17 protein-coding genes are annotated in these 20,147 nt (G+C 64.5%); 8 read left to right on the top strand and 9 right to left on the bottom strand.

Annotation, left to right across the window (positions count from 1 at the left end):
• Window positions 1-63 precede the first annotated feature (63 nt).
• The 3 genes from lipB to OIU93_RS13655 are packed head-to-tail and all read left to right on the top strand — an operon-like array spanning window position 64 to window position 2,531.
• Window positions 64-744, top strand: a complete 681-nt coding sequence (gene lipB, locus OIU93_RS13665; RefSeq protein WP_264270625.1) for a lipoyl(octanoyl) transferase LipB — start codon at window positions 64-66, stop codon at window positions 742-744.
• A complete protein-coding gene (gene lipA, locus OIU93_RS13660) occupies window positions 741-1,742 on the top strand; it encodes a lipoyl synthase (protein WP_264270624.1) in 1,002 nt (333 codons plus the stop codon). The genes lipB and lipA overlap by 4 nt, the downstream gene beginning before the upstream one ends.
• Window positions 1,743-1,775: 33 nt before the next feature.
• On the top strand, window positions 1,776-2,531 hold the full coding sequence (locus OIU93_RS13655; RefSeq protein WP_264270623.1) for a DUF4191 domain-containing protein: 756 nt from the start codon (window positions 1,776-1,778) through the stop codon (window positions 2,529-2,531).
• A gap of 118 nt (window positions 2,532-2,649) precedes the next feature.
• Here OIU93_RS13655 and OIU93_RS13650 read toward each other — a convergent pair whose 3' ends face one another.
• On the bottom strand, window positions 2,650-3,084 hold the full coding sequence (locus OIU93_RS13650) for an RDD family protein (RefSeq protein ID WP_372342932.1): 435 nt from the start codon (window positions 3,082-3,084) through the stop codon (window positions 2,650-2,652).
• A 281-nt stretch (window positions 3,085-3,365) separates the two neighbouring features.
• On the opposite strand from OIU93_RS13650, the gene glnA (OIU93_RS13645) reads away from it, so the two are divergent.
• Window positions 3,366-4,790 (top strand): type I glutamate--ammonia ligase, encoded by a 1,425-nt coding sequence (gene glnA / locus OIU93_RS13645; protein ID WP_264270621.1) that lies wholly within the window; start codon window positions 3,366-3,368, stop codon window positions 4,788-4,790.
• Window positions 4,791-5,094: 304 nt separating this feature from the next.
• On the opposite strand, the gene OIU93_RS13640 is transcribed toward glnA (OIU93_RS13645), so the two are convergent.
• The 4 genes from OIU93_RS13640 to glnA (OIU93_RS13625) form a co-directional block, all read right to left on the bottom strand.
• On the bottom strand, window positions 5,095-5,532 hold the full coding sequence (locus OIU93_RS13640; protein ID WP_264270620.1) for a hypothetical protein: 438 nt from the start codon (window positions 5,530-5,532) through the stop codon (window positions 5,095-5,097).
• Window positions 5,533-5,962: 430 nt separating this feature from the next.
• Complete coding sequence (locus OIU93_RS13635; protein ID WP_264270619.1) at window positions 5,963-6,292, bottom strand: cupin; 330 nt, start codon at window positions 6,290-6,292, stop codon at window positions 5,963-5,965.
• A gap of 54 nt (window positions 6,293-6,346) precedes the next feature.
• Window positions 6,347-9,382: a bifunctional [glutamine synthetase] adenylyltransferase/[glutamine synthetase]-adenylyl-L-tyrosine phosphorylase gene (locus OIU93_RS13630; protein ID WP_264270618.1), complete on the bottom strand. Its 3,036-nt coding sequence runs from the start codon at window positions 9,380-9,382 to the stop codon at window positions 6,347-6,349.
• A 4-nt stretch (window positions 9,383-9,386) separates the two neighbouring features.
• Window positions 9,387-10,727, bottom strand: coding sequence for a type I glutamate--ammonia ligase (gene glnA / locus OIU93_RS13625; protein ID WP_264270617.1), 1,341 nt, complete (start codon window positions 10,725-10,727; stop codon window positions 9,387-9,389).
• A gap of 120 nt (window positions 10,728-10,847) precedes the next feature.
• On the opposite strand from glnA (OIU93_RS13625), the gene panB reads away from it, so the two are divergent.
• Window positions 10,848-11,705: a 3-methyl-2-oxobutanoate hydroxymethyltransferase gene (panB, locus tag OIU93_RS13620; RefSeq protein WP_264270616.1), complete on the top strand. Its 858-nt coding sequence runs from the start codon at window positions 10,848-10,850 to the stop codon at window positions 11,703-11,705.
• Between the two features lie 6 nt (window positions 11,706-11,711).
• Here the strand turns inward: panB and OIU93_RS13615 are convergent, their stop codons facing one another.
• On the bottom strand, window positions 11,712-11,906 hold the full coding sequence (locus OIU93_RS13615) for an SPOR domain-containing protein (protein ID WP_264270615.1): 195 nt from the start codon (window positions 11,904-11,906) through the stop codon (window positions 11,712-11,714).
• 128 nt (window positions 11,907-12,034) lie between these two features.
• Here OIU93_RS13615 and map point away from each other — a divergent pair, with 128 nt between their 5' ends.
• Window positions 12,035-12,910 carry a type I methionyl aminopeptidase gene (gene map, locus OIU93_RS13610; RefSeq protein WP_264270614.1) on the top strand — a complete coding sequence of 292 codons (876 nt, stop codon included), beginning with the start codon at window positions 12,035-12,037 and terminating at the stop codon, window positions 12,908-12,910.
• A gap of 50 nt (window positions 12,911-12,960) precedes the next feature.
• Complete coding sequence (gene ppgK / locus OIU93_RS13605; protein ID WP_264270613.1) at window positions 12,961-13,746, top strand: polyphosphate--glucose phosphotransferase; 786 nt, start codon at window positions 12,961-12,963, stop codon at window positions 13,744-13,746.
• Between the two features lie 109 nt (window positions 13,747-13,855).
• On the opposite strand, the gene nrdR is transcribed toward ppgK, so the two are convergent.
• Window positions 13,856-14,344: a transcriptional regulator NrdR gene (gene nrdR, locus OIU93_RS13600; protein ID WP_264270689.1), complete on the bottom strand. Its 489-nt coding sequence runs from the start codon at window positions 14,342-14,344 to the stop codon at window positions 13,856-13,858.
• 150 nt (window positions 14,345-14,494) lie between these two features.
• Window positions 14,495-15,853 (bottom strand): histidinol dehydrogenase, encoded by a 1,359-nt coding sequence (hisD, locus tag OIU93_RS13595; RefSeq protein WP_264270612.1) that lies wholly within the window; start codon window positions 15,851-15,853, stop codon window positions 14,495-14,497.
• 162 nt (window positions 15,854-16,015) lie between these two features.
• Between hisD and OIU93_RS13590 the strand changes: the two genes are divergently transcribed.
• Window positions 16,016-16,513: an SRPBCC domain-containing protein gene (locus OIU93_RS13590; RefSeq protein ID WP_264270611.1), complete on the top strand. Its 498-nt coding sequence runs from the start codon at window positions 16,016-16,018 to the stop codon at window positions 16,511-16,513.
• Between the two features lie 57 nt (window positions 16,514-16,570).
• On the opposite strand, the gene dnaE is transcribed toward OIU93_RS13590, so the two are convergent.
• Window positions 16,571-20,137, bottom strand: a complete 3,567-nt coding sequence (dnaE, locus tag OIU93_RS13585) for a DNA polymerase III subunit alpha (RefSeq protein ID WP_264270610.1) — start codon at window positions 20,135-20,137, stop codon at window positions 16,571-16,573.
• Window positions 20,138-20,147: the final 10 nt, after the last annotated feature.

Here is a 20,147-nt window from a genome sequence, read left to right as displayed (position 1 = left end):
ATCCACAAGCAACAATGTGTAGCCGATTCGAGGGCGTCCAGGGAAGCGCGTACTGTTGTCGCCATGACCATCAAATTCGAGAGAATTGGCCATGCCCCCGAGCTGGTCGATTACCGCGTTGCATGGGACATGCAGCGCCAGGTACACAAAGAGGTGACCGAAGGGGATTCCGGTCCCGTCGTTTTCCTCCTGGAACACGCGGCCGTTTACACGGCCGGCCGCAGGACCGAACCTGAAGACCTGCCGGTTGACGGCACCCCGGTGATCGATGTAGATCGCGGGGGCAAACTCACCTGGCACGGCCCGGGCCAGTTGGTGGGGTACCCGATCGTTCGTCTGTCCGATATGAAGGGCATCCGCGAATACGTTTCGATTCTCGAAGAAGCCTTGATTAACGTCGCCCTCGGCTACGGCATTGCCGCCACCCGCATCAAGGGCCGCAGCGGAGTGTGGGTGGCCGGGACAGACGGTGGCCAGGACCGCAAGCTTGCCGCAATCGGCATCCGCGTCGACCATGGTGTGACCATGCACGGCTTTGCCTTGAACTGCTCCAACGACCTGGCTCCGTATGCGCAAATCATCCCCTGTGGAATCACCGATGCAGGTGTCACGAGCATCAGCCTGGAAACCGGAACCACCGTCACCCCTGCCGATGTACTCGACAGCGTTGAACAAGAGCTGGATGCCTTGTTGAGCCCTATCGTGTCGCTGACTGCTACAACCCCCGAAGGAGCCCGTTCATGAGTGCCGCACCCGAAGGTCGCCGCCTGCTGCGCATCGAGCAGCGAAATTCCGAAACCCCTGTGGAGCGCAAGCCCGAGTGGATCAAGGCGAAGATCAACATCGGCCCCGAGTACGTGGGCCTGAAAAAGCTGGTCAAGTCCGAGGGCCTGAACACCGTCTGCGAAGAAGCAGGCTGCCCGAACATCTTCGAATGCTGGGAAGACAAGGAAGCTACCTTCCTCATCGGCGGCTCGGAATGCACCCGCCGCTGCGACTTCTGCCAGATCGACACCGGCAAGCCCCAGGCCATCGACCGCGCCGAACCGTTCAAGGTTGCCATGAGCGTAAAGAAGATGGGCCTGCGCTACGCCACCGTAACCGGCGTGGCCCGCGACGACCTCGCGGACGAGGGCACTTGGCTCTATGCCGAGACGGTGCGCCGTATCCACCAGCTGAACCCGGGCACCGGCGTGGAGCTGCTGATCCCCGACTTCTCCGGCAAGCCCGAGTATCTGGACGAGATCGCAGCGTCCGCCCCCGAGGTGTACGCACACAACCTTGAAACGGTCCCGCGACTCTTCAAGTCCATCCGCCCCGCGTTCCGCTACGAACGCTCGCTGGATGTCATCTCGCAGGGACGTGCCAACGGCATGATCACCAAGTCGAACCTGATCCTCGGCATGGGCGAAACCCGTGAGGAAATCACCGAGGCCATCAAGGACCTCGTGGATGCCGGCTGCGACCTGCTCACCATCACCCAGTACCTGCGGCCCACCGAGCGCCACCACCCGGTGGAGCGTTGGGTCAAGCCACAGGAATTCGTCGAGTTGCAGCAGGAGGCCGAGGAAATGGGCATTCTTGGTGTGATGAGTGGCCCGTTGGTGCGTTCCTCCTACCGCGCCGGACGCCTGTGGGCGTCCGCGATGCGCAAGAAGGGCAATCCGATCCCGGAGGCCCTGGCGCACATTGCCAGCTCCGGCGACACCCGTCAGGAAGCTTCCTCGCTGATCAGCTCCTAACAGGTGCCGACATCAATGTAGAATTGAATCACTATGGCCAAAAACACCGATAACGCCTCATCCGAGGCTGCAAGTCCTAAGCGCGGACTGTTCTCGCGCAAGCCGAAGGCCGAGAAGGCCAACAAGGAACCGGGCCGGCTGAAACAGCTGGGCCAGGTCTTCCAGATGACCCGCAAGAACGACCCCATGGTCGTCTGGCTGATGATTCTGGCTGCCCTTGGCGTCCTTGTTGTGGGCCTGATCGTTGGCCTCCTGATCAACAACTGGATCACGGCGGTGCTGATCGCGCTTCCGCTGGCCTTGCTCGCCGCAACCATGATCCTCTCCCGCCGCGCCGAGAAAGCTGCGTTCACGCAGCTTGAGGGACGTCCGGGTGCGGCCGGGGCGGCCATGAGCGTGTTGCGTCGCGGCTGGATCCTGAAGGACGAGCCGGTCGCCGTGAACCCGCGCACCAAGGACCTGGTTTTCTTGGGCATTGGGCGCGCAGGCGTCGTGCTTGTCACCGAAGGACCGAACACCCGGGTCCGCCCCCTCGTTGACGCCGAGCGCCGGCGCATGGGCCGCGTGCTTCCCAACGTTCCGATCCACGTGATCAACGCAGGTAACGAGGAAGGCCAAACCCCGCTTGCCGAGGTCGGCAAGAAGATGAAGAAGCTTCCCAAGTCGATCACCAAGCTGGAAATCAGCGCCGTCGACAAGCGCTTGAGCACACTTGGCAGCGCGAAGCTCCCGATCCCCAAGGGCATCGACCCCAACCGGGCGCGTCCCAACCGCAAGCAAATGCGCTAGCGCCTAGGAACGGGAACCGTTAAGCAAAGGCGGGTTTTGGAACCATTTGGTTCCAAAACCCGCCTTTGCTCTTTTCTCGGTCCTGGCGCTGCGCTAGGCTTTCAGCGATCCGGACTGATCAGATGCGTACCAGGATCGTCTTGCCGACCCGGTCGTGGTAGCCGCGCTGGTCGGAATCACTGAACAGAACCGGAATCACCAGGCAGAGCAGTGCGGTGCGAATGATCCCCGTCAAGGGTTTCACCGCACTGCCATCCAGGCCCTGGACTTGCATCCCGAAGACGCGGTGACCGATGGAGTGTCCGGTGACCCCAACGAAGAGCATCTGAGTGGCGGCGAAGATGACCAAGTTTGCGGTGGGGTCCGAATTGAAGAAGATCAGCGAGATCAACATCGCGATCCCCCAGTCCAACAACAAGGCCGCGACTCGCCGGCCGATGCGGGCAACCGAACCGGGCCCTTTTTCCGGGCGCCCCAAGCGCTTGCCGGGCCATTCCTGATTGCTTAATTGCGGCGGGCCCTCGAGCCACGAGCCAAAGTCTTTTCTTTCCACGTTTCCAAGCCTACCGGGGCAATCCACACCCGTCCGTGGTCGCGCCCTCATTTCAGATTGGGCATCGATGGATCTGGACACAGTGGACGTAATACGTGTGATCTATCCGACACTCTATTCTTGATAATCGCCGGGTGTGTAACGTAACGGAAACAATCGAGACACAGGAGAGTAATCGCTAGGGTCTAGTGTTGATAACACAGGAAGAAAAACGTTGGCAAACGTTTACGTCGCGGCACGCAAGCCGCCACAGCAGAAACCCCACACAGGAGTCCCTGACCATGTTCAAGAGTCCAGAAGAAGTCATCGCATATATTGCCGAAGAAGACGTCAAGTTCGTTGACATCCGCTTCACCGACCTTCCCGGCGTCCAGCAGCACTTCAACGTCCCGGCACGCACCGTCGACGCCGATTTCTTCCTCAACGGCCAGCTTTTCGACGGCTCCTCGATCGCAGGCTTCGCCGGCATCGCCGATTCCGACATGCAGCTGATCCCCGACGTGACTTCCGGCTTCGTTGACCCGTTCCGCCTGGAAAAGACCCTCGCGTTCAACTTCTCGATCATCAACCCGCGCACCGGCGATCCGTACCACCGCGACCCGCGCGGCGTGGCCGAGCGCGCCGAGGCTTACCTGTCCTCGACCGGCATCGCCGACACCGCATTCTTTGCCCCCGAGGCCGAGTTCTTCATCTTCGACAACGTCCAGTACGAGTCGAAGCCTCAGGGTTCCTTCTACAAGGTGGACTCGATCGAGGCACCGTGGAACACCGGCAAGAAGGAAGAGGGCGGCAACCAGGGTTACAAGACCCCCTTCAAGGGCGGTTACTTCCCGGTCTCCCCGACCGACAAGCAGGCCGACCTGCGCGACGCCATCTGCCTGGAACTGGAAGCAGCCGGCCTTGAGGTCGAGCGCAGCCACCACGAGGTCGGTGCAGCCGGCCAGGCCGAGATCAACTACAAGTTCAACACGCTGACCCACTCGGCCGATGACATCCTGAAGTTCAAGTACATCGTCAAGAACGTGGCCGATGCCTGGGGCAAGTCCGCAACCTTCATGCCGAAGCCAATCTTTGGTGACAACGGCTCGGGCATGCACTGCCACCAGTCGCTGTGGGCCAACGGCGTTCCGCTGTTCTACGACGAGAAGGGCTACGCCGGCCTGTCCGATACCGCCCGCTGGTACATCGGCGGTCTGCTGAAGCACGCCTCCGCAGTGCTGGCATTCACCAACCCGACGGTGAACTCCTACCGCCGCCTGGTCAAGGGCTACGAGGCTCCGGTCAACATGGTGTACTCGCAGGGCAACCGCTCCGCCGGTATCCGCATCCCGATCACCGGTTCGAACCCGAAGGCCAAGCGCATCGAGTTCCGCGCACCGGATGCCGCTTCCAACCCGTACCTGGCCTTCGCCGCACAGCTGATGGCAGGCCTCGACGGCATCAAGAACCGCATCGAGCCGGCGGACCCGATCGACAAGGACCTCTACGAGCTCCCGGCCGAGGAAGCCAAGGACATCCAGAAGGCCCCGGGTTCGCTCGACGAGGCACTCGATGCCCTGGAGAACGACTTCGACTTCCTGCTCGAGGGCGACGTGTTCACTGAGGACCTGATCCGCACTTGGATCGAATACAAGCGCGAATACGAAATCAAGCCGCTGTCGCTGCGCCCGAACCCGTACGAGTTCGAGCTGTACTACGGCTGCTAGGTAGAATTCAGGGCTAAACGGGGTTTAGTCCGCAGATGGGTCCGCACGAGCCGCCAGAACGTTATTCACGGCGGAACGTGCGGACTCATCTGTGTCTGGCCACACGTGGCCTTAAACATCCAAGGTTGTCTTTGCCGACGCGTGAGGAGCCGCGCCTGGACAACTTTCACATCAAGCCCCCATGGCCCCGCGCTATCCGAAAGGACGGCGCGGGGCTTTTTGCCTTTTCGTGGCTATTTCGTCGCGAGCGCGAGCGCGGCTATGCGGAGCGGGCAGGGGCGAGTATGGGCATTTGGTAGTTCGGTTAGTGAAGCCCCGCTATGCTGGTGCGGCGAGTTTCCTCCCACGCCGAACCGTCGTGGGTGGTAACCCGCACCTTTTCCAACCTAGGGTCTTCCCAGCCAGCTTTGCCCATTATGTCGAAGGAGAGAGAGTGCAGGTATTTCCCCCGCCAGTTGTTGCTTGAGAGCACAACCACCAAAACTCCCTCTTCGGGAGACGACCAGGAGTCTATGTTCCGGTGCGGGGTGCCCTCCATGAAGCCTGCCAAGCTCGCAGCTCCGTAGCCGTTCAGGAAGTGGTTGATCTGGGTGTCCGCCCAGGCTTGCGAGAGGTCTTCAGCTGAGGCTTCTTGAGTCACCGTCTCTACAACGGGTGGGCTGTAGACCTGAGGCAAGGAACTCTCGGACACGCATCCGGTGAGCGCAAGGGCCAACAGGGCGACGGTAGCTACTCTCTTCATGATTCCTCCAAGTGGTTTAGGTTGAGTCTAGGCAGGTGGGGCAATGATTGACCAAGTGACCACGGTGCTTGGTGGATCTTCCCGGTTAGGTACTCACTAGGCTGCAGTCCGCAGCAGGTCTACCGACGGCCACTTTTCGCCCTTCCTACCCAACAGCAGAACCCCGGAAATCACGCGGGAATCAGCGGCATTCAACCCATGCCAATTACCTTTTTCCAGTTCGAGCCCTACTACGGCTGCTAAGTAGGGCGCCGGGATTCTCCGGGCGCCATTGAAAAAGTCCGTGTGGCTGCGGTTGCTTCATCACGAAGCATCCGCAGCGGCACGGACTTTTTTGCATGTGACATTGTCGGGCAGTGGCCAGGGCTACGTCGCTTGCGCTGGTGCACCGTCTGGCGGCGCGCAGTGCGGCTTTTGGTCCCGCCCCGCCCTAACCGACCAGCGAAGTGAGCAGGAAAGCGCAGTCTTCGGTGGCAACAACGTTGTGAATGGCATCGGGCAGCACGAACAGGCCGCCGTGTGCTATCGCCCGTGAATCGCCCAACCAATTCACCACGATCGACCCGCGCAACACTTGAAGGGTCGCAGCCTCGGGCTTTTCATGGTCGTTCAGTGTTGACCCGGCCAGCAGGGTGATCAACGTGTGGCGCAGGCGCCCATCGTTGAGCACCGCAACGGCGCTGCGGCCGTTGTTGGAGGCGGTCGCCTTCTCAAATTCCCTGGCGACCAGTTGGTCAAGTTCCGCGCTGGTGACGTGCATGGCTATCCCCTGCCCTTTCAAAGACGAACGCATGGCCCCACTGTTTCCATCAGCCTAGGCGGTTCTCTCTTCAAAGCCATAGAAGTGGCGTTCAAAAACCTGCCGCGACCGGCGCGTGGTCTTGAGGTAGTCGTCCTCCATGACCGAGGCCTCTCCCGGTGCGTACCCACACCAGCGGGCCACCGCTTCCATGTCGCGCCAGGAATTCGGCAACACGTCTGAGACCCGTCCGGTGCAAATCAGGCCCCCGCTGCGGATCCTGGTGGCCAGGGACCACGCATCGTCCAGCAGCGCCACCTCTTCGGCGGGGATGAGCCCGGCCTCGGCAATGGCCTTCAGCGCCGGGCGCGTGGAGGTGGTGCGCAACGCCGGGTGGTCCTTGGCGTGCTGCAGTTGCATGAGCTGGACCAGCCATTCGACGTCGCTGAGCGAGCCGCGGCCCAGTTTCAGGTGCCGTTCCGGCTCGGCACCGCGGGGCAACCGCTCGGCCTCCACGCGCGCCTTGATCCTGCGAATTTCGCGAATCTGTTCCTCGCCCATGACCTGCTCGTAACGCAGGGGGTCGACCATGGCCATGAAGTCATCGGCCAGTTTCTCCGACCCGGCCATGGGGGTGGCGCGCAACAGAGCCTGTTGTTCCCAAATCTGGGACCAGCGCCGGTAGTACTCCTCGTAGGAGGCCAGCGAGCGCACCAGCGGCCCGCTCTTGCCCTCCGGTCGCAGCGCAGCGTCGATTTCCAGTCGCGGCTCTGCCTGGATCGCCGGCACCATGGGCCTGCCCAACAGCGACCCGAGCGCAGTGGCGATGCGCAGCGACTGCTCTTGTGCACCCTGCTGGTCGGCCTCGTCGAAGGCCCGCTGGACGAACATCACATCCGCGTCGGAGCAATAACCGATCTCGTGGCCGCCCTGGCGGCCCATCGCCACGACCAGGAATTCTCCCAGCTGCGGGGTCGAGGCGTATTCGGTGCTCTGGGCGACCTCCAGGGCACCGCGCACGGCTGCCCTGTCGTTGTCGGCCAGGGCCCGCCCCACGGTGTCCTGGTCGATGACCCCGGCGCCGTCGGCCAGGGAGATGCGCAGGATCTCGCGGCGCCTGATCACCCGGATCAACCGGATCGCCTGGTCGGAGCCCAGGTTCCGCTTCAGCTTCGAGGAGATCTCGCCCCACAGCGCCTCGTAGCCCAGGGGCTGCAGTGACTTGTTGGATCCGAGCCAGGCCGCCGATTCCGGGGAGACCTCCAGCAGATCGGTGATGAAGCGGGAGTTGGACAGGATCTTGCACAGGCGCTCGGCCGCTGCGGATGAATCCCGCAACATGCCCAGGTACCAGTGCGACTCCCCCAGCGATTCGCTCAGCCGCCTGAAGCCCAGCAAGCCGGCATCCGGGTCCACGCCCTCGGCGATCCACCCCAGGAGCACAGGCAGCAGCTGTCGCTGCAGGGCGGCGCGCCTGCGCATGCCGCCGGTCAAGGCCTCGATGTGGCGCATCGCCGCCTTCGGGTCCACGTAGCCCAGGGCGCGCAGGCGGGATTGCGCCGCTTCCGGGGACAGGCGCACCTCGTCGGCCGACAGGTTTGAGGCGCTGTTGAGCAGCGGCCGGTAGAAGATCCGTTCGTGGAGCAGGCGCACCAGGCGCCTGGTGTCGCCCCAGCGATCAAGCAGGCCGGCAGCGGTGGACAGCTCGACACCCAGGGTGGAGCGCACAGCACGCGCCAGGACGCGCTGTCCCGACTCCTTGTGCGGCATCAGGTGCGTCCGACGCAGGTTCACCAGCTGGATGCGGTGCTCGAGCACGCGCAGGAAGCGGTAGGAGCGGTCAAACTTCTCGGCGTCGTCGCGTCCGATGTATCCGGCCAGGCTCAACGCGGCGATGGCCTTGGTGGTGGAGCGCGCGCGCACGGTCTCATCCACCCGTCCGTGGACCAGCTGGAGCAGCTGGACGGTGAATTCGACGTCCCGGAGCCCGCCGGGGCCCAGCTTGAGCTGGTACGCCAACTCGGCCGGCTTGATGTTCGCGGTGACCCGGCGGCGCATGCGCTGCACCGATTCCACGAAGCCCTCGCGTTCCGAGGAAGACCAGACCAATGGTTCCACCATGGCCTCGTAGGCAGCGCCCAACTGCGCGTCCCCGGCGATCGCCCTGGCCTTCAACAGCGCCTGGAACTCCCAGGACGCGGCCCAGCGCGCGTAGTAGGCGGCGTGGGACTCCAGGGTGCGGCTCAGCGCCCCGTCCTTGCCCTCGGGACGGAGGTTCGCGTCCACCTCCCACAGGCCGGGTTCGATCCCGGCGGAGTCGATGGCCCGGGAGATGCCGATCGCAAGCTCCCTGGCCAGGGAATGGGCCAGATCCTCGTCCAGCCGGTCGCTGGAGTGCACGTAGATGACGTCGACGTCCGACACGTAGTTCAGTTCGTGGGCCCCGCACTTGCCCATGCCGATCACCGCCAGGCGCAGGTCGGCAATGTCCTCGGCTTCGAAGCGGTGCCGGGCCTCGGCCCGGCTGATGGCCAGGGCACCCTCGAGGGCGGCCGCTGCAAGGTCGGCCAGCTCCCGTCCGACTTCCGGCATGGCAGCCAGTGCATCGGCTGCCCCGAGGTCGCGGTGGGCCAGGCCGAGCAGGGCGCGGCGGTAGGCCACGCGCAACACGCGGTGTCCGTCCTCGCCGAAGACGGTGGCCACCGGGGGGATGCCCGATGCCGGGTCGGCTCCCACGGCGATCAGCAGCTCGGCACGCAATTCCTGGGCGCTGCGCCCGTGCATGCGTTCCGGTGCGGGCGCCTGCAGGATCTCCAGGCACGAGGGTTCGCGGATGAGGAAGTTCGCCAGGGCGTCCGAGGCACCGAGCAAGCGCAGGAAGCCCGGCGCGGTGCGCGGGCCCAGCGCCAGTTCCAGGGCCGCCGGGGCGTGTGGGATGAGGCGGATCAGCGCGAGCAGCGCCTGGTCCGGGTCCGCGGCATGGGCCAGGTGGCCCACGAGCGCCCGGTGGTCAATATCCGCCAGTTCCTTGTCGGCCAGAAAGCGCTTGGCACGCTCCAGGTCGTCGAACCCGGCCGAAATCAGCTGCCTCGTCGAGATCTGCAAGGGCATTTCCCTAGAGGATCCCCAGGTAGCGCCGGAGTTCGAACGGGCTCACGTTCTGGCGGTAGGCTTCCCATTCGTCGCGCTTGTTGCGCAGGAACGAGGTGTAGACCTGCTCGCCGAGGATGTCTGCGACCAGTTCGGATTCCTCCATGGCGCGGATGGCATCGTGCAGGGACCCGGGAAGCGGGTCGTGTCCGCTGGCGCGGCGCTCGGCGCTGCTCAGGCCCCACACGTCCTCTTCGGCCTGCGGTTCGAGCTCGTAGCCTTCCTGGATGCCCTTCAGTCCGGCGCCCAGCAGGCAGGCGTAGGCCAGATAGGGGTTGGTGGCCGAATCGATGCCGCGGTACTCGACGCGCGCCGACTGGCCCTTGCCCGGCTTGTAGAGCGGAACACGCACCAGTGCTGAACGGTTGTTGTGGCCCCAAGAGCGGTGGCTCGGGGCCTCCCCGCCACCCCAGAGGCGCTTGTAGGAGTTCACGAACTGGTTGGTCACCGCGGTGAACTCCGGTGCGTGGCGCAGGATCCCGGCAATGAATTGGCGGGCGGTGTCGGAGAGCTGGAATTCACGGCCCGCCTCGAAGAAGGCGTTGGTGTCGCCCTCGAAGAGTGAGAAGTGGGTGTGCATGCCGGAGCCGGGTTCGTCGGAGAACGGCTTGGGCATGAACGTCGCGTAGATGCCCTGCTGGATCGCGACTTCCTTGATCACGGTGCGGAATGTCATGACGTTGTCGGCCGTCTGCAGCGCATCGGCGTAACGCAGGTCGATCTCGTTCTGGCCGGGGCCGTTTTCGTGGTGGCTGAACTCCACGGAGATGCCCACGGCTTCGAGCATTGTCACCGCGGTGCGGCGGAAGTCCTGGGCGACGCCGCCAGTGACGTGGTCGAAGTACCCGCCCCGGTCAACCGGGACCGGGTATCCGTCGGTTCCCAGCTCGGAGGAACGTAACAAATAGAATTCAATCTCGGGGTGCGTGTAGCAGGTGAAGCCCATCTCGGAGGCGACGGCCAGCTGGCGCTTGAGCACCTGCCGGGAGTCGGCTGCGGCAGGCAGTCCGTCCGGGGTCAGGATGTCGCAGAACATCCGCGACGTAGGCTCGGTCTCGCCGCGCCACGGCAGGATCTGGAAGGTGGAGGGGTCCGGCTGCAACAGCATGTCCGACTCGTAAATCCGCGACATTCCCTCGATGGAGGAACCGTCGAAGCCCAGGCCTTCCTCGAAGGCACCCTCGACCTCGGCAGGGGCCAGGGCCACGGATTTCATGGAACCCACCACATCGGTAAACCACAGGCGCACGAAACGTACGTCCCTCTCCTCAATGGTTCTAAGGACGAATTCCTGCTGGCGATCCACGGCGGGTTCCTTCCACAAACGGTTTTGGCGGCGGTTCCCGCCCCACTGACTCACTTTATACGTTTTTACGGCCGGGACACGGGAGGACAGCTGCGCCGAATGTGCATTAGTCTCTTGCCCATGAGTGCTCATCCTTCCACACCAGCAAATTCCCCTGCCACGGGCGCCGTTTCCGGACCGCGAATCCGTCTGCACCACCTGCAAGCGGCGAAAAACGAGGGCCGGAAATTTGCGATGCTCACCGCCTACGACACGATGATGGCGGGCATCTTTGACGCCGCGGGCATTGAGGTGCTGCTGGTGGGCGACTCGGCGGCCAACACCGTGATGGGCTATTCCTCCACCTTGCCGATCACCATGGACGAAATGATCGTCTTTTCCAAGGCGGTGGTCTCCGGCGCCCAGCACGCGCTGGTGGTGTGCGACCTGCCGTTCGGATCCTACGAGGTCTCCCCCGAACAGGCCGTTTCATCGGCGGTGCGTCTCATGAAGGAAGGCGGTGTGCACGCCGTGAAGCTGGAAGGCGGGCAGTTTTTCGTCCCGCACGTGCGTGCCCTGGTGGCCGCCGGCGTTCCGGTGATGGCACATATCGGCTTCACCCCGCAGTCCGAACATGCGCTGGGAGGCTACCGCGTCCAGGGTCGCGGCGACGCCGCTGCGGTACTGGTCGCCGACGCCCAGGCGCTGGAGGCCGCCGGGGCCTTCGCCGTGCTGATGGAAATGATCCCCACCGGCACCGCGCGCCAAGTCGACGAAGCGTTGCGCGTTCCCACCGTCGGCATCGGCGCCGGTGCCGCCACCACCGGCCAGGTCCTGGTTTGGCAGGACATGCTGGGCCTGGGCAGCGGCAAGAGTGCGCGGTTCGTGAAGAAGTACGCGGACCTGCGCTCGGTGGTGTCGGGGGCAGCGACCGCCTACCGCGAGGACGTGCTGGCCGGAACCTTCCCGGCGGCGGAACACGAGTTCGGGGACCGGTAGCCCCCCCTACTCCTCCTCTTCCTCGTCTTCCTCGTCCCACTGCTCGTTGCGTTCGCGCACCTTGCTCATGGCCAGTTCCGCCTCGGCGCGCGAGGCATACGGCCCAAGGAGCTGCGACCAATCGGCCTGCGGCCCGGTTTCGACCTGGCCGGTGGTGATGTTGAACCAGAATTCGCCCTCGCCGGGCAATGCTCCACTCATCGGGATTGACCCACCTTTCGTTGACGCCACATTGACTCGATATGCCACCACCCTACAGCCGACGGCCGCCCGGGCAACGGCCCGACTCCTTGGCACACGGCACCATCGACCCCGCTAGAATGGGAACCATGCCTTTAGCAACAACCGCACCCATCGGATCCCTCGTTCCCGGTACCCCCACTCCGCAGCGAACCGTCCCCAACTCGATCCCCCGTCCCGAATATGTCGGGAGGCCGGCACCGCGCAAATCCGACGCACCCGAAGTCCGCTCCGCGGACATCATCGCCCGGATGCGCGTGGCGTCAAAGATCGCCGCGCAGGCGTTGGCGGAGGTCGGCAAGGCCGTCGTCCCGGGAGTCACCACCGACGAACTGGACAGGATCGGGCACGAATTCCTGCTGGACCACAAGGCCTACCCCTCGACACTGGGCTACCGCGGCTTCACGAAGTCGCTGTGCGCCTCCATCAACGAGGTCATCTGCCACGGCATCCCCGACACCACAGTGGTGCAGGACGGGGACATCGTGAACATCGACATCACCGCGTTCATCGGCGGGGTCCACGGCGACACCAACGCCACCTTCCTGGCCGGGAACGTCGACGAGGAATCGCGGCTGCTGGTCGAGCGCACCGAGGAATCCCTGCGCCGGGCCATCAAGTCCGTCATGCCGGGCCGGGAAATCAACGTCATCGGCCGCACCATCTCCGCCTACGCAAAACGCTTCGGCTATGGCGTGGTGCGGGACTTTACCGGGCACGGCGTGGCAGAATCCTTCCATACCGGATTGATCATCCCGCACTACGATGCGGCACCGGCCTACAGCCAGCTGATCGAACCGGGCATGACGTTCACCATCGAACCCATGCTCACCCTGGGCACCATCGAGTGGGACATGTGGGACGACGGCTGGACCGCCACCACCAAGGACCGCAAGCGCACGGCACAATTTGAACACACACTGCTCGTCAACGAGGACGGCGCCGAAATCCTGACCCTGGCCTAACCCCAGGGACCCCGTTTTAGCCCCCTCCTTAGAGAAAGAGCCCGACCCGCATGTCTGAACGCGCACTGAACCCATCGCCCACGGCCATTGGCATCGACATCGGCGGCACCGGCATCAAGGGCGGCATCGTCGACCTCGTAACCGGAAAGCTGATCGGCGAACGCGTCCGCATCGACACCCCGAAGCCTGCGACCCCGGCCGCGGTGGCCGAGGTGGTTGCGCAGATCGTTGCCCAGCTCGATGAGCGGGACGGGGCTCCCGGGGCGCAGACCCCCGTCGGCGTCACGTTCCCCGCCATCATCCACCACGGAGTGGCCCGCTCGGCCGCCAACGTGGACAAGTCATGGATCGGCACCGACGTTGATGCGCTGTTCACCGCGCAACTGGGGCGCCCGGTCCATGTCATGAACGACGCCGACGCCGCGGGCCTGGCCGAGGCACGTTACGGTGCCGGGGCGGGCGTGGGAGGTTCGGTGCTGGTGATCACCCTGGGCACCGGCATCGGCTCGGCGCTGATCCACAACGGCGTGCTGGTTCCCAACGTGGAGCTGGGCCACCTGGAGATCGATTCGGCGGTCGCCGAGACCCGCGCCTCGGCCGCGGCGCGCGAGCGCGAGGACCTGGGCTGGGACGAATACGCGGTGCGATTGCAGCGCTTCTTCTCCCACGTGGAGTTCCTCTTCTCCCCCTCGCTGTTCATCATCGGCGGCGGCATTTCCAAGCGTGCGGACGACTACCTGCCCCAGCTTTCGCTTTCCACCCCGATCACCGTGGCGAAGTCGAAGAACAACGCCGGCATCGTCGGGGCCGCCCTGCAGCAGTCGGGCCTTTCCTAGCCGGTTCCCGAAAGGGACGCCAATGGCGGGCCGCCTGCATCCCGAATCGGGAAGCAGGCGGCCCGCCATTGGTCTCCATTGCCTTGGTTGCGCAGCGGCGGACCGGGTCCTAGCGCGCGCCCAGCGGACGCTGGTGGCCCGAGGGCCGGGTGTCGCGTTCGGCCCGCAACTTCGCGATGGCCCCTTCGAAGTCCTCCAGGGACTTGAAATCCTGGTAGACGCTGGCGAAGCGCAGGTAGGCGACCTCGTCGAGTCGCTGCAGCGGCGTGAGGATCGCCAGGCCGACTTCGCGGGCGTTGATTTCCGCGGCGCCGCTGGAACGAACCGCCTCTTCAACCTCCTGGGCCAACAATGCGAGGTCGTCGTCGGTGACGGGACGCCCCTGGCACGCCTTGCGCACCCCGTTGATGACCTTGGCACGGCTGAACGGCTCGGCCACCCCGGAACGCTTGAGCACGTTCAGGCTGGTGGTTTCCGCGGTGCTGAACCGGCGGCCGCATTCGGCGCATTGCCGGCGGCGGCGAATCGCGGTGCCGTCGTCGGTCAGTCGGCTATCCACGACGCGTGAATCGGTGTGCCTGCAGTAGGGACAGTACATGGCACCCCTTCCTCGGGTCTCGTTCATGCAAAGCACATGCGTGCTCGGGATTAGTTTAGGGCCACATATAGCGTAGTCACAACAATGTCATTACCATATGTTGTGGTCTTCGCCACACCCCGCCCATCACGTCGCCGCCGGGCGGAACCGCTAGGCGAAACGGATGGCCACCGCGTCGCCGTGTGCTGGCAGGTCCTCGGCGTTGGCCAGGGCCACCACGTGGGGGGCCACCACCGACAGCGCGGCACGGTCGTAGTCGATGACCTGGATGGCCTTGAGGAAGGTGTTGACGTTCAGCCCCGAGGCGAAGGCAGCGGTTCCGCTGGTCGGCAGGACGTGGTTGGAACCCGCGCAGTAGTCCCCCAAGCTCACCGGGGAATGCGCCCCGACAAACACGGCACCCGCCGCTGTGACCAGTGCGGCGTCGGCGGCCGCATTGGCCGTGTGGATCTCCAGGTGCTCGGCCGCATACACGTTGCACACCGCGATGCCCGCGGCCATGTCGTCGACCAGGATCGTGGCCGACTGCTTACCGCCCAGCGCAATGCGCACCCGTTCTGAGTGCTTGGTGGTGGAGCACTGGCCCTCCAGCGCGCTCCGCACCGCTTCGGCAAGCTCGGGCGAATCGGTGATGAGCACCGCCGCGGCATTGGGGTCGTGCTCGGCCTGGGAAATCATGTCTGCGGCGATGAATTCCGGGTTCGCCGTGGCGTCGGCCAAGATGGCGATTTCGGTGGGGCCTGCCTCGGCGTCGATGCCGACCACGCCCTTGACCAGGCGCTTTGCCGTGGCGACAAAAAGGTTTCCGGGGCCGCTGACCACGTCGACAGGTTCGATGGCCAGTTGCGGGTCCATGTCCCCGGTGACCGGGACGCCGTAGGCGAAGGCGGCGATGGCCTGGGCCCCGCCCATGGCGTGGACCTCCTCCACGCCGAGCAGCTGGGCCGCTGCCAGGATCGTGGGGTGCGGCAAACCGCCGAATTCCTTTTGCGGTGGCGAGGCGATGGCCAGCGAGCCGACGCCGGCGGCCAGTGCGGGGACGGCGTTCATGATCACGGAGCTCGGGTAGACGGCCAGGCCGCCGGGAACATAGAGGCCCACACGGCGCACCGGCACCCAGCGCTGGGTGACGGTTGCGCCGGTGCCGTAGTCGATGCGGGTGTCTTCCGGTACCTGGGCAGCGGCAAAGGCGCGTGCCCGGGCAATGGATTCCTCCAGTCCCGCACGGACCTGCGGGTCCAGGTCCGCCAGGGCGCGTTCCATGGCCTCGGCCGGGACGCGGGTGTGGGTCTGGGTGACGCCGTCAAACCTTTCGGCCAGTTCGGACAGGGCGGCGAAGCCCTCGGCACGGACGCGGGCAATGATGCCCTCGACCGCCTCGGCGGCCGTGGCAAAGTTCAGCTCGGGCCGGGGAAGCACCGCCTTGAGGCTTGCATGGTCCAACGCGGCGCCCCGCAGGTCAAGGTCTTGGAGCGCGGAAAAGGTCTGGGGGCTGGCGTTGCTAGTCACCGCACCAGTTTATCGTGTCGGCGGACCGGCACCACGACATGCGCCTGGCATCGCCCTTAACAATCGAAACGACACTTCCCTCCCTACCAGGTGCTTCCCCCGCTGCATGCCGGTGCCATAGTCTGCACCTAGTACGCACGAATCCATGGAAAGGGGATCCCCATGCCACTGCCACACGGAAGCATCGAACAGTCGCCCACAGGATTGCGCATCGTGATCGAGCGCGAGGTCGCGTTTGGCCTGGAGGAAATCTGGAACGCCTTCACCACTCCGGAGGGACTCGAACCCTGGGTGGGAGTCCTGCGCGGAAACCGCGAAGCCGGAAACCTGCGCTTCTCCATGGTCGAGGAAGGGAAGGAAGCGGAGCCCGCGACACTGGAAATCATCCGTTGCAGGGCACCGCATGAACTGGCCTTCACCACGAACAGCGAGTACGGCGCCTGGCACCTCGGGCTCGAACTGTCCAGGCAGGACGGGGTGAGTTCGATTCGCTTCATCCAGGAACTCGGGCTGACCGACGATCCGAGCAGTATCGGACCTGGCTGGGAGTACTACGTCCAGCGGGCGATTGTTTCACTGGAGGGCGACGACGTCGATTCGGTCAAATGGGACGACTACTACCCGGCCCTGGCAGCAACATACGCGACGGCGCCCGAATAGATCCGCCCGCGGGCGGGCTTTTCATTCGGGCGCCGTGGCACCGGGTTTCGGCCCGTGTCAGCCGTCGAGGCAGGTCGAACCCAGCAGGACCTTCAGGTCCCCGAATAGCGCCGAGTTCGGGTTGACGCGGTATTCCATGCCCAGGCGCATGAGCGAGACGCCGCGGGTGCTGTGCAGCTTCACGCGCACCTCGGTCGTCCCCTGGTGCACGCGCAGCACTTCCCCGAGCGCGGAGATGACCTCCTCGGTGGCCTTGTGGTTGGCCATAGAGATGACCACCGGGCCGCCTTCGCCGTCCTCGCTGATTTCCGGGACCGTGAGCTCCTGGGCGTTGAGCGTGATGGAGCCGTCGTCGCGCTTCTGCACGCGGCCCTTGACCACCACGATCAGGTCCTCGGCCAGCACGTTGGCGATCGGCGCGTAGGCGTTGCCGAAGAACATGGTTTCCATGGACCCGGAAAGGTCCTCGATCTCGCATCTGGCGTACGGGTTGCCGCTCTTCTTGGCAATGCGGCGCTGCAGCGAGGTGATCATCCCGCAGATGGTCACGGTGTGCCCATCCTGGGGGCCGTCATCGGATAGCACCTGGGTGACGGACATGTCGGCGTTCTGCTCCAGCAGCCCACCCAGGCCCTTGAGCGGGTGGTCCGAGACATAGAGCCCGAGCATGTCGCGTTCGAAGGCCAACTTGTCCTTCTTCTCCCAGTCGGGCATGTCCGGGACCGCGACAGTCATCCCGGCAGCGGCGGTCGGGTCCTCAAACGCGCTAAAGAGGTCGAACTGGTTGGCTGCCTCGTTGCGTTTGACCGAGATGACCGAGTCCACGGCCTCCTCGTGGACCGCGACCAGGGCACGGCGGGCATGTCCCATGGAGTCGAAGGCGCCTGCCTTGATCAGGGATTCGATGGTCCGCTTGTTGCAGACCACCGCCGGGACCTTTTGCAGGAAGTCGGCAAAGTTCTCGAAATTCCCCTTTTCGGCCCGGGATTCGACCAGGGCGTTGACCACGTTCGCGCCGACGTTGCGGATCGCTCCCATGCCGAAGCGGATGTCGGTGCCCACCGGGGTGAAGTTCAGGGCCGACTCGTTCACATCCGGCGCCAACACGGTGATGCCCATGTGCCGGCATTCGTTCAGGTACATGGCCGTCTTGTCCTTGTCGTCCGCGACGGACGTCAGCAGGGCTGCCATGTACTCGGACGGGTAGTGGGCCTTGAGGTACGCGGTCCAGTAGGAGATCACGCCGTAGGCGGCCGAGTGCGCCTTGTTGAAGGCGTAGTCGGAGAAGGGCAGCAGGATGTCCCACAGGGCCTTGACGGCCTCCATGGTGTACCCGTTGTCGACCATGCCCTGGGAGAAGCCGGCGAACTGCTTGTCCAGCTCGGACTTCTTCTTCTTGCCCATGGCGCGGCGCAGGATGTCTGCCTGGCCCAGCGAGAAGCCGGCCAGCTTCTGCGCGATGGACATGACCTGCTCCTGGTACACGATCAGGCCGTAGGTGGTGCCCAGGATCTCCCGCAGGGGTTCCTCGAGCGTGGGGTGGATCGGGGTTTCTTCCTGGAGCTTGTTCTTGCGCAGCGCGTAGTTGTTGTGCGAGTTCGCGCCCATGGGTCCGGGCCGATAGAGGGCGAGCACCGCGGAGATGTCTTCGAAGTTGTCCGGGCGCATGAGCTTGAGCAGCGAGCGCATGGGCCCGCCGTCGAGCTGGAACACGCCCAGGGTGTCGCCGCGGGCCATCAGTTCGTAGGCCCCGGCGTCGTCCAGGGCCAGGGTTTCCAGGTCCAGTTCCACGCCCTGGTTCGCCTTCATGTTTTCCAGGGCGTCGGAAATGATGGTGAGGTTGCGCAACCCCAGGAAGTCCATCTTGATCAGCCCCAGGCCTTCACAGGTCGGGTAGTCGAACTGGGTGATGACCTGGCCGTCCTGGATGCGGCGCATGATCGGGATGACGTCGATGATCGGATCCGAGCTCATGATGACCCCGGCGGCGTGCACGCCCCACTGGCGCTTGAGCCCCTCGATCCCCTTGGCGGTCTCGAAGACGCGTGCTGCCTCCGGGTCGGTGGCCACCAGCTGGCGGAAGTCCCCGGCCTCGGAGTAGCGCTTGGACTTCGGGTCCTCGATGTCGTTGAGCGGGATGTCCTTGGCCATCACCGCCGGGGGCAGCGCCTTGGTCAGCGATTCGCCCATGGAGAAGGGATAGCCCAGCACGCGCGAGGAGTCCTTCAGCGCCTGCTTGGTCTTGATCGATCCATAGGTCACGATCATGGATACGCGTTCGTCGCCGTATTTCTCGGTGACGTACCTGATCACCTCCGAGCGGCGCCTATCATCGAAGTCGACGTCGAAGTCGGGCATGGAGACGCGTTCGGGGTTCAGGAAGCGTTCGAAGATCAGCCCGTGGACCAGCGGGTCCAGGTCGGTGATGCGCATGGCGTAGGCGACCATGGATCCGGCGCCCGAGCCACGTCCGGGTCCGACGCGGATGCCGTTGTCCTTGGACCAGTTGATGAAGTCGGCCACGACCAGGAAGTAGCCGGGGAAGCCCATCTTGATGATGACGTCGAGTTCGAAGTCGGCCTGCTTGCGCGAAGCCTCCGGGATGCCGCCCGGGTAGCGGTAGTGCAGACCCTTGTCGACTTCCTTGATCAGCCAGCTGGTCTCGTCCTCCCCCGGCGGGCACGGGAAGCGCGGCATGTAGTTGGCGCTGGTGTCGAAGGAGACCTCGGCGCGTTCGGCGATCAATAGGGTGTTGTCGCAGGCCTCGGGCAGCTCCTTGAAAAGGTGGCGCATTTCCGCCGGGCTCTTGAGGTAGTAGCCGGAACCGGAGAAGGCGAAGCGCGAACCGCCTTGGTCGTAGGTCGGTTCGTCGAGCGTCGATCCGGAGTTGATGGCCAGCAGCGCCTCGTGCGCCTTGGCATCGTGCTCGTGGGTGTAGTGCAGGTCGTTGGTGGCCACGAGCGGGATGTTCAGTTCCTTGGACAGGCGCAGCAGGTCCTGGGTGACCCGGCGCTCGATGTCCAGGCCGTGGTCCATCAGTTCGCAGAAGTAGTTTTCCTTGCCGAACAGGTCCTGGAACTCCGCTGCCGCGGCCTTGGCCTCGTTGTACTGGCCGAGGCGGAGCTTGGTCTGCACCTCGCCGGAGGGGCAGCCGGTGGTGGCGATGATGCCCTCGTGGTAGGTGTTCAGCAGGTCGCGGTCCAGCCGCGGGTACTTGCCGAAAACCGAATCGAGGGAGGCGATGGAAGAGGCCTTGAACAGGTTCTTCATGCCGGTGTTGTTGTAGCTGAGCAACGTCATGTGCGTGTACAGGCCACCGCCGGAGACATCGTCGCGCTTCTGGTTTTCCTCGGTGCGCCACTTCACACGGGTCTTGTCATCGCGTGCGGTGCCCGGGGTCACGTAGGCCTCGATGCCGATGATCGGCTTGACCCCGGCGGCGGTGGCCTTGGACCAAAAGTCGAAGGCACCGAAGAGGTAGCCGTGGTCGGTGGTGGCCAAGGCCGTCATGCCCAGCCGGTTGGTCTCCTCAAAGAGTTCCGTCAGGCGCGCGGCACCGTCAAGCATTGAGTATTCGGTGTGCGTGTGAAGGTGTACGAATCCATCGCGATTTGAGCTAGCCACCGATCCAGTC

It is taken from the genome of Paeniglutamicibacter sp. ZC-3 (assembly GCF_025847175.2).
Taxonomy (GTDB): domain Bacteria; phylum Actinomycetota; class Actinomycetes; order Actinomycetales; family Micrococcaceae; genus Paeniglutamicibacter; species Paeniglutamicibacter sulfureus.
This window is presented reverse-complemented; position numbering and strand designations above follow the sequence as displayed.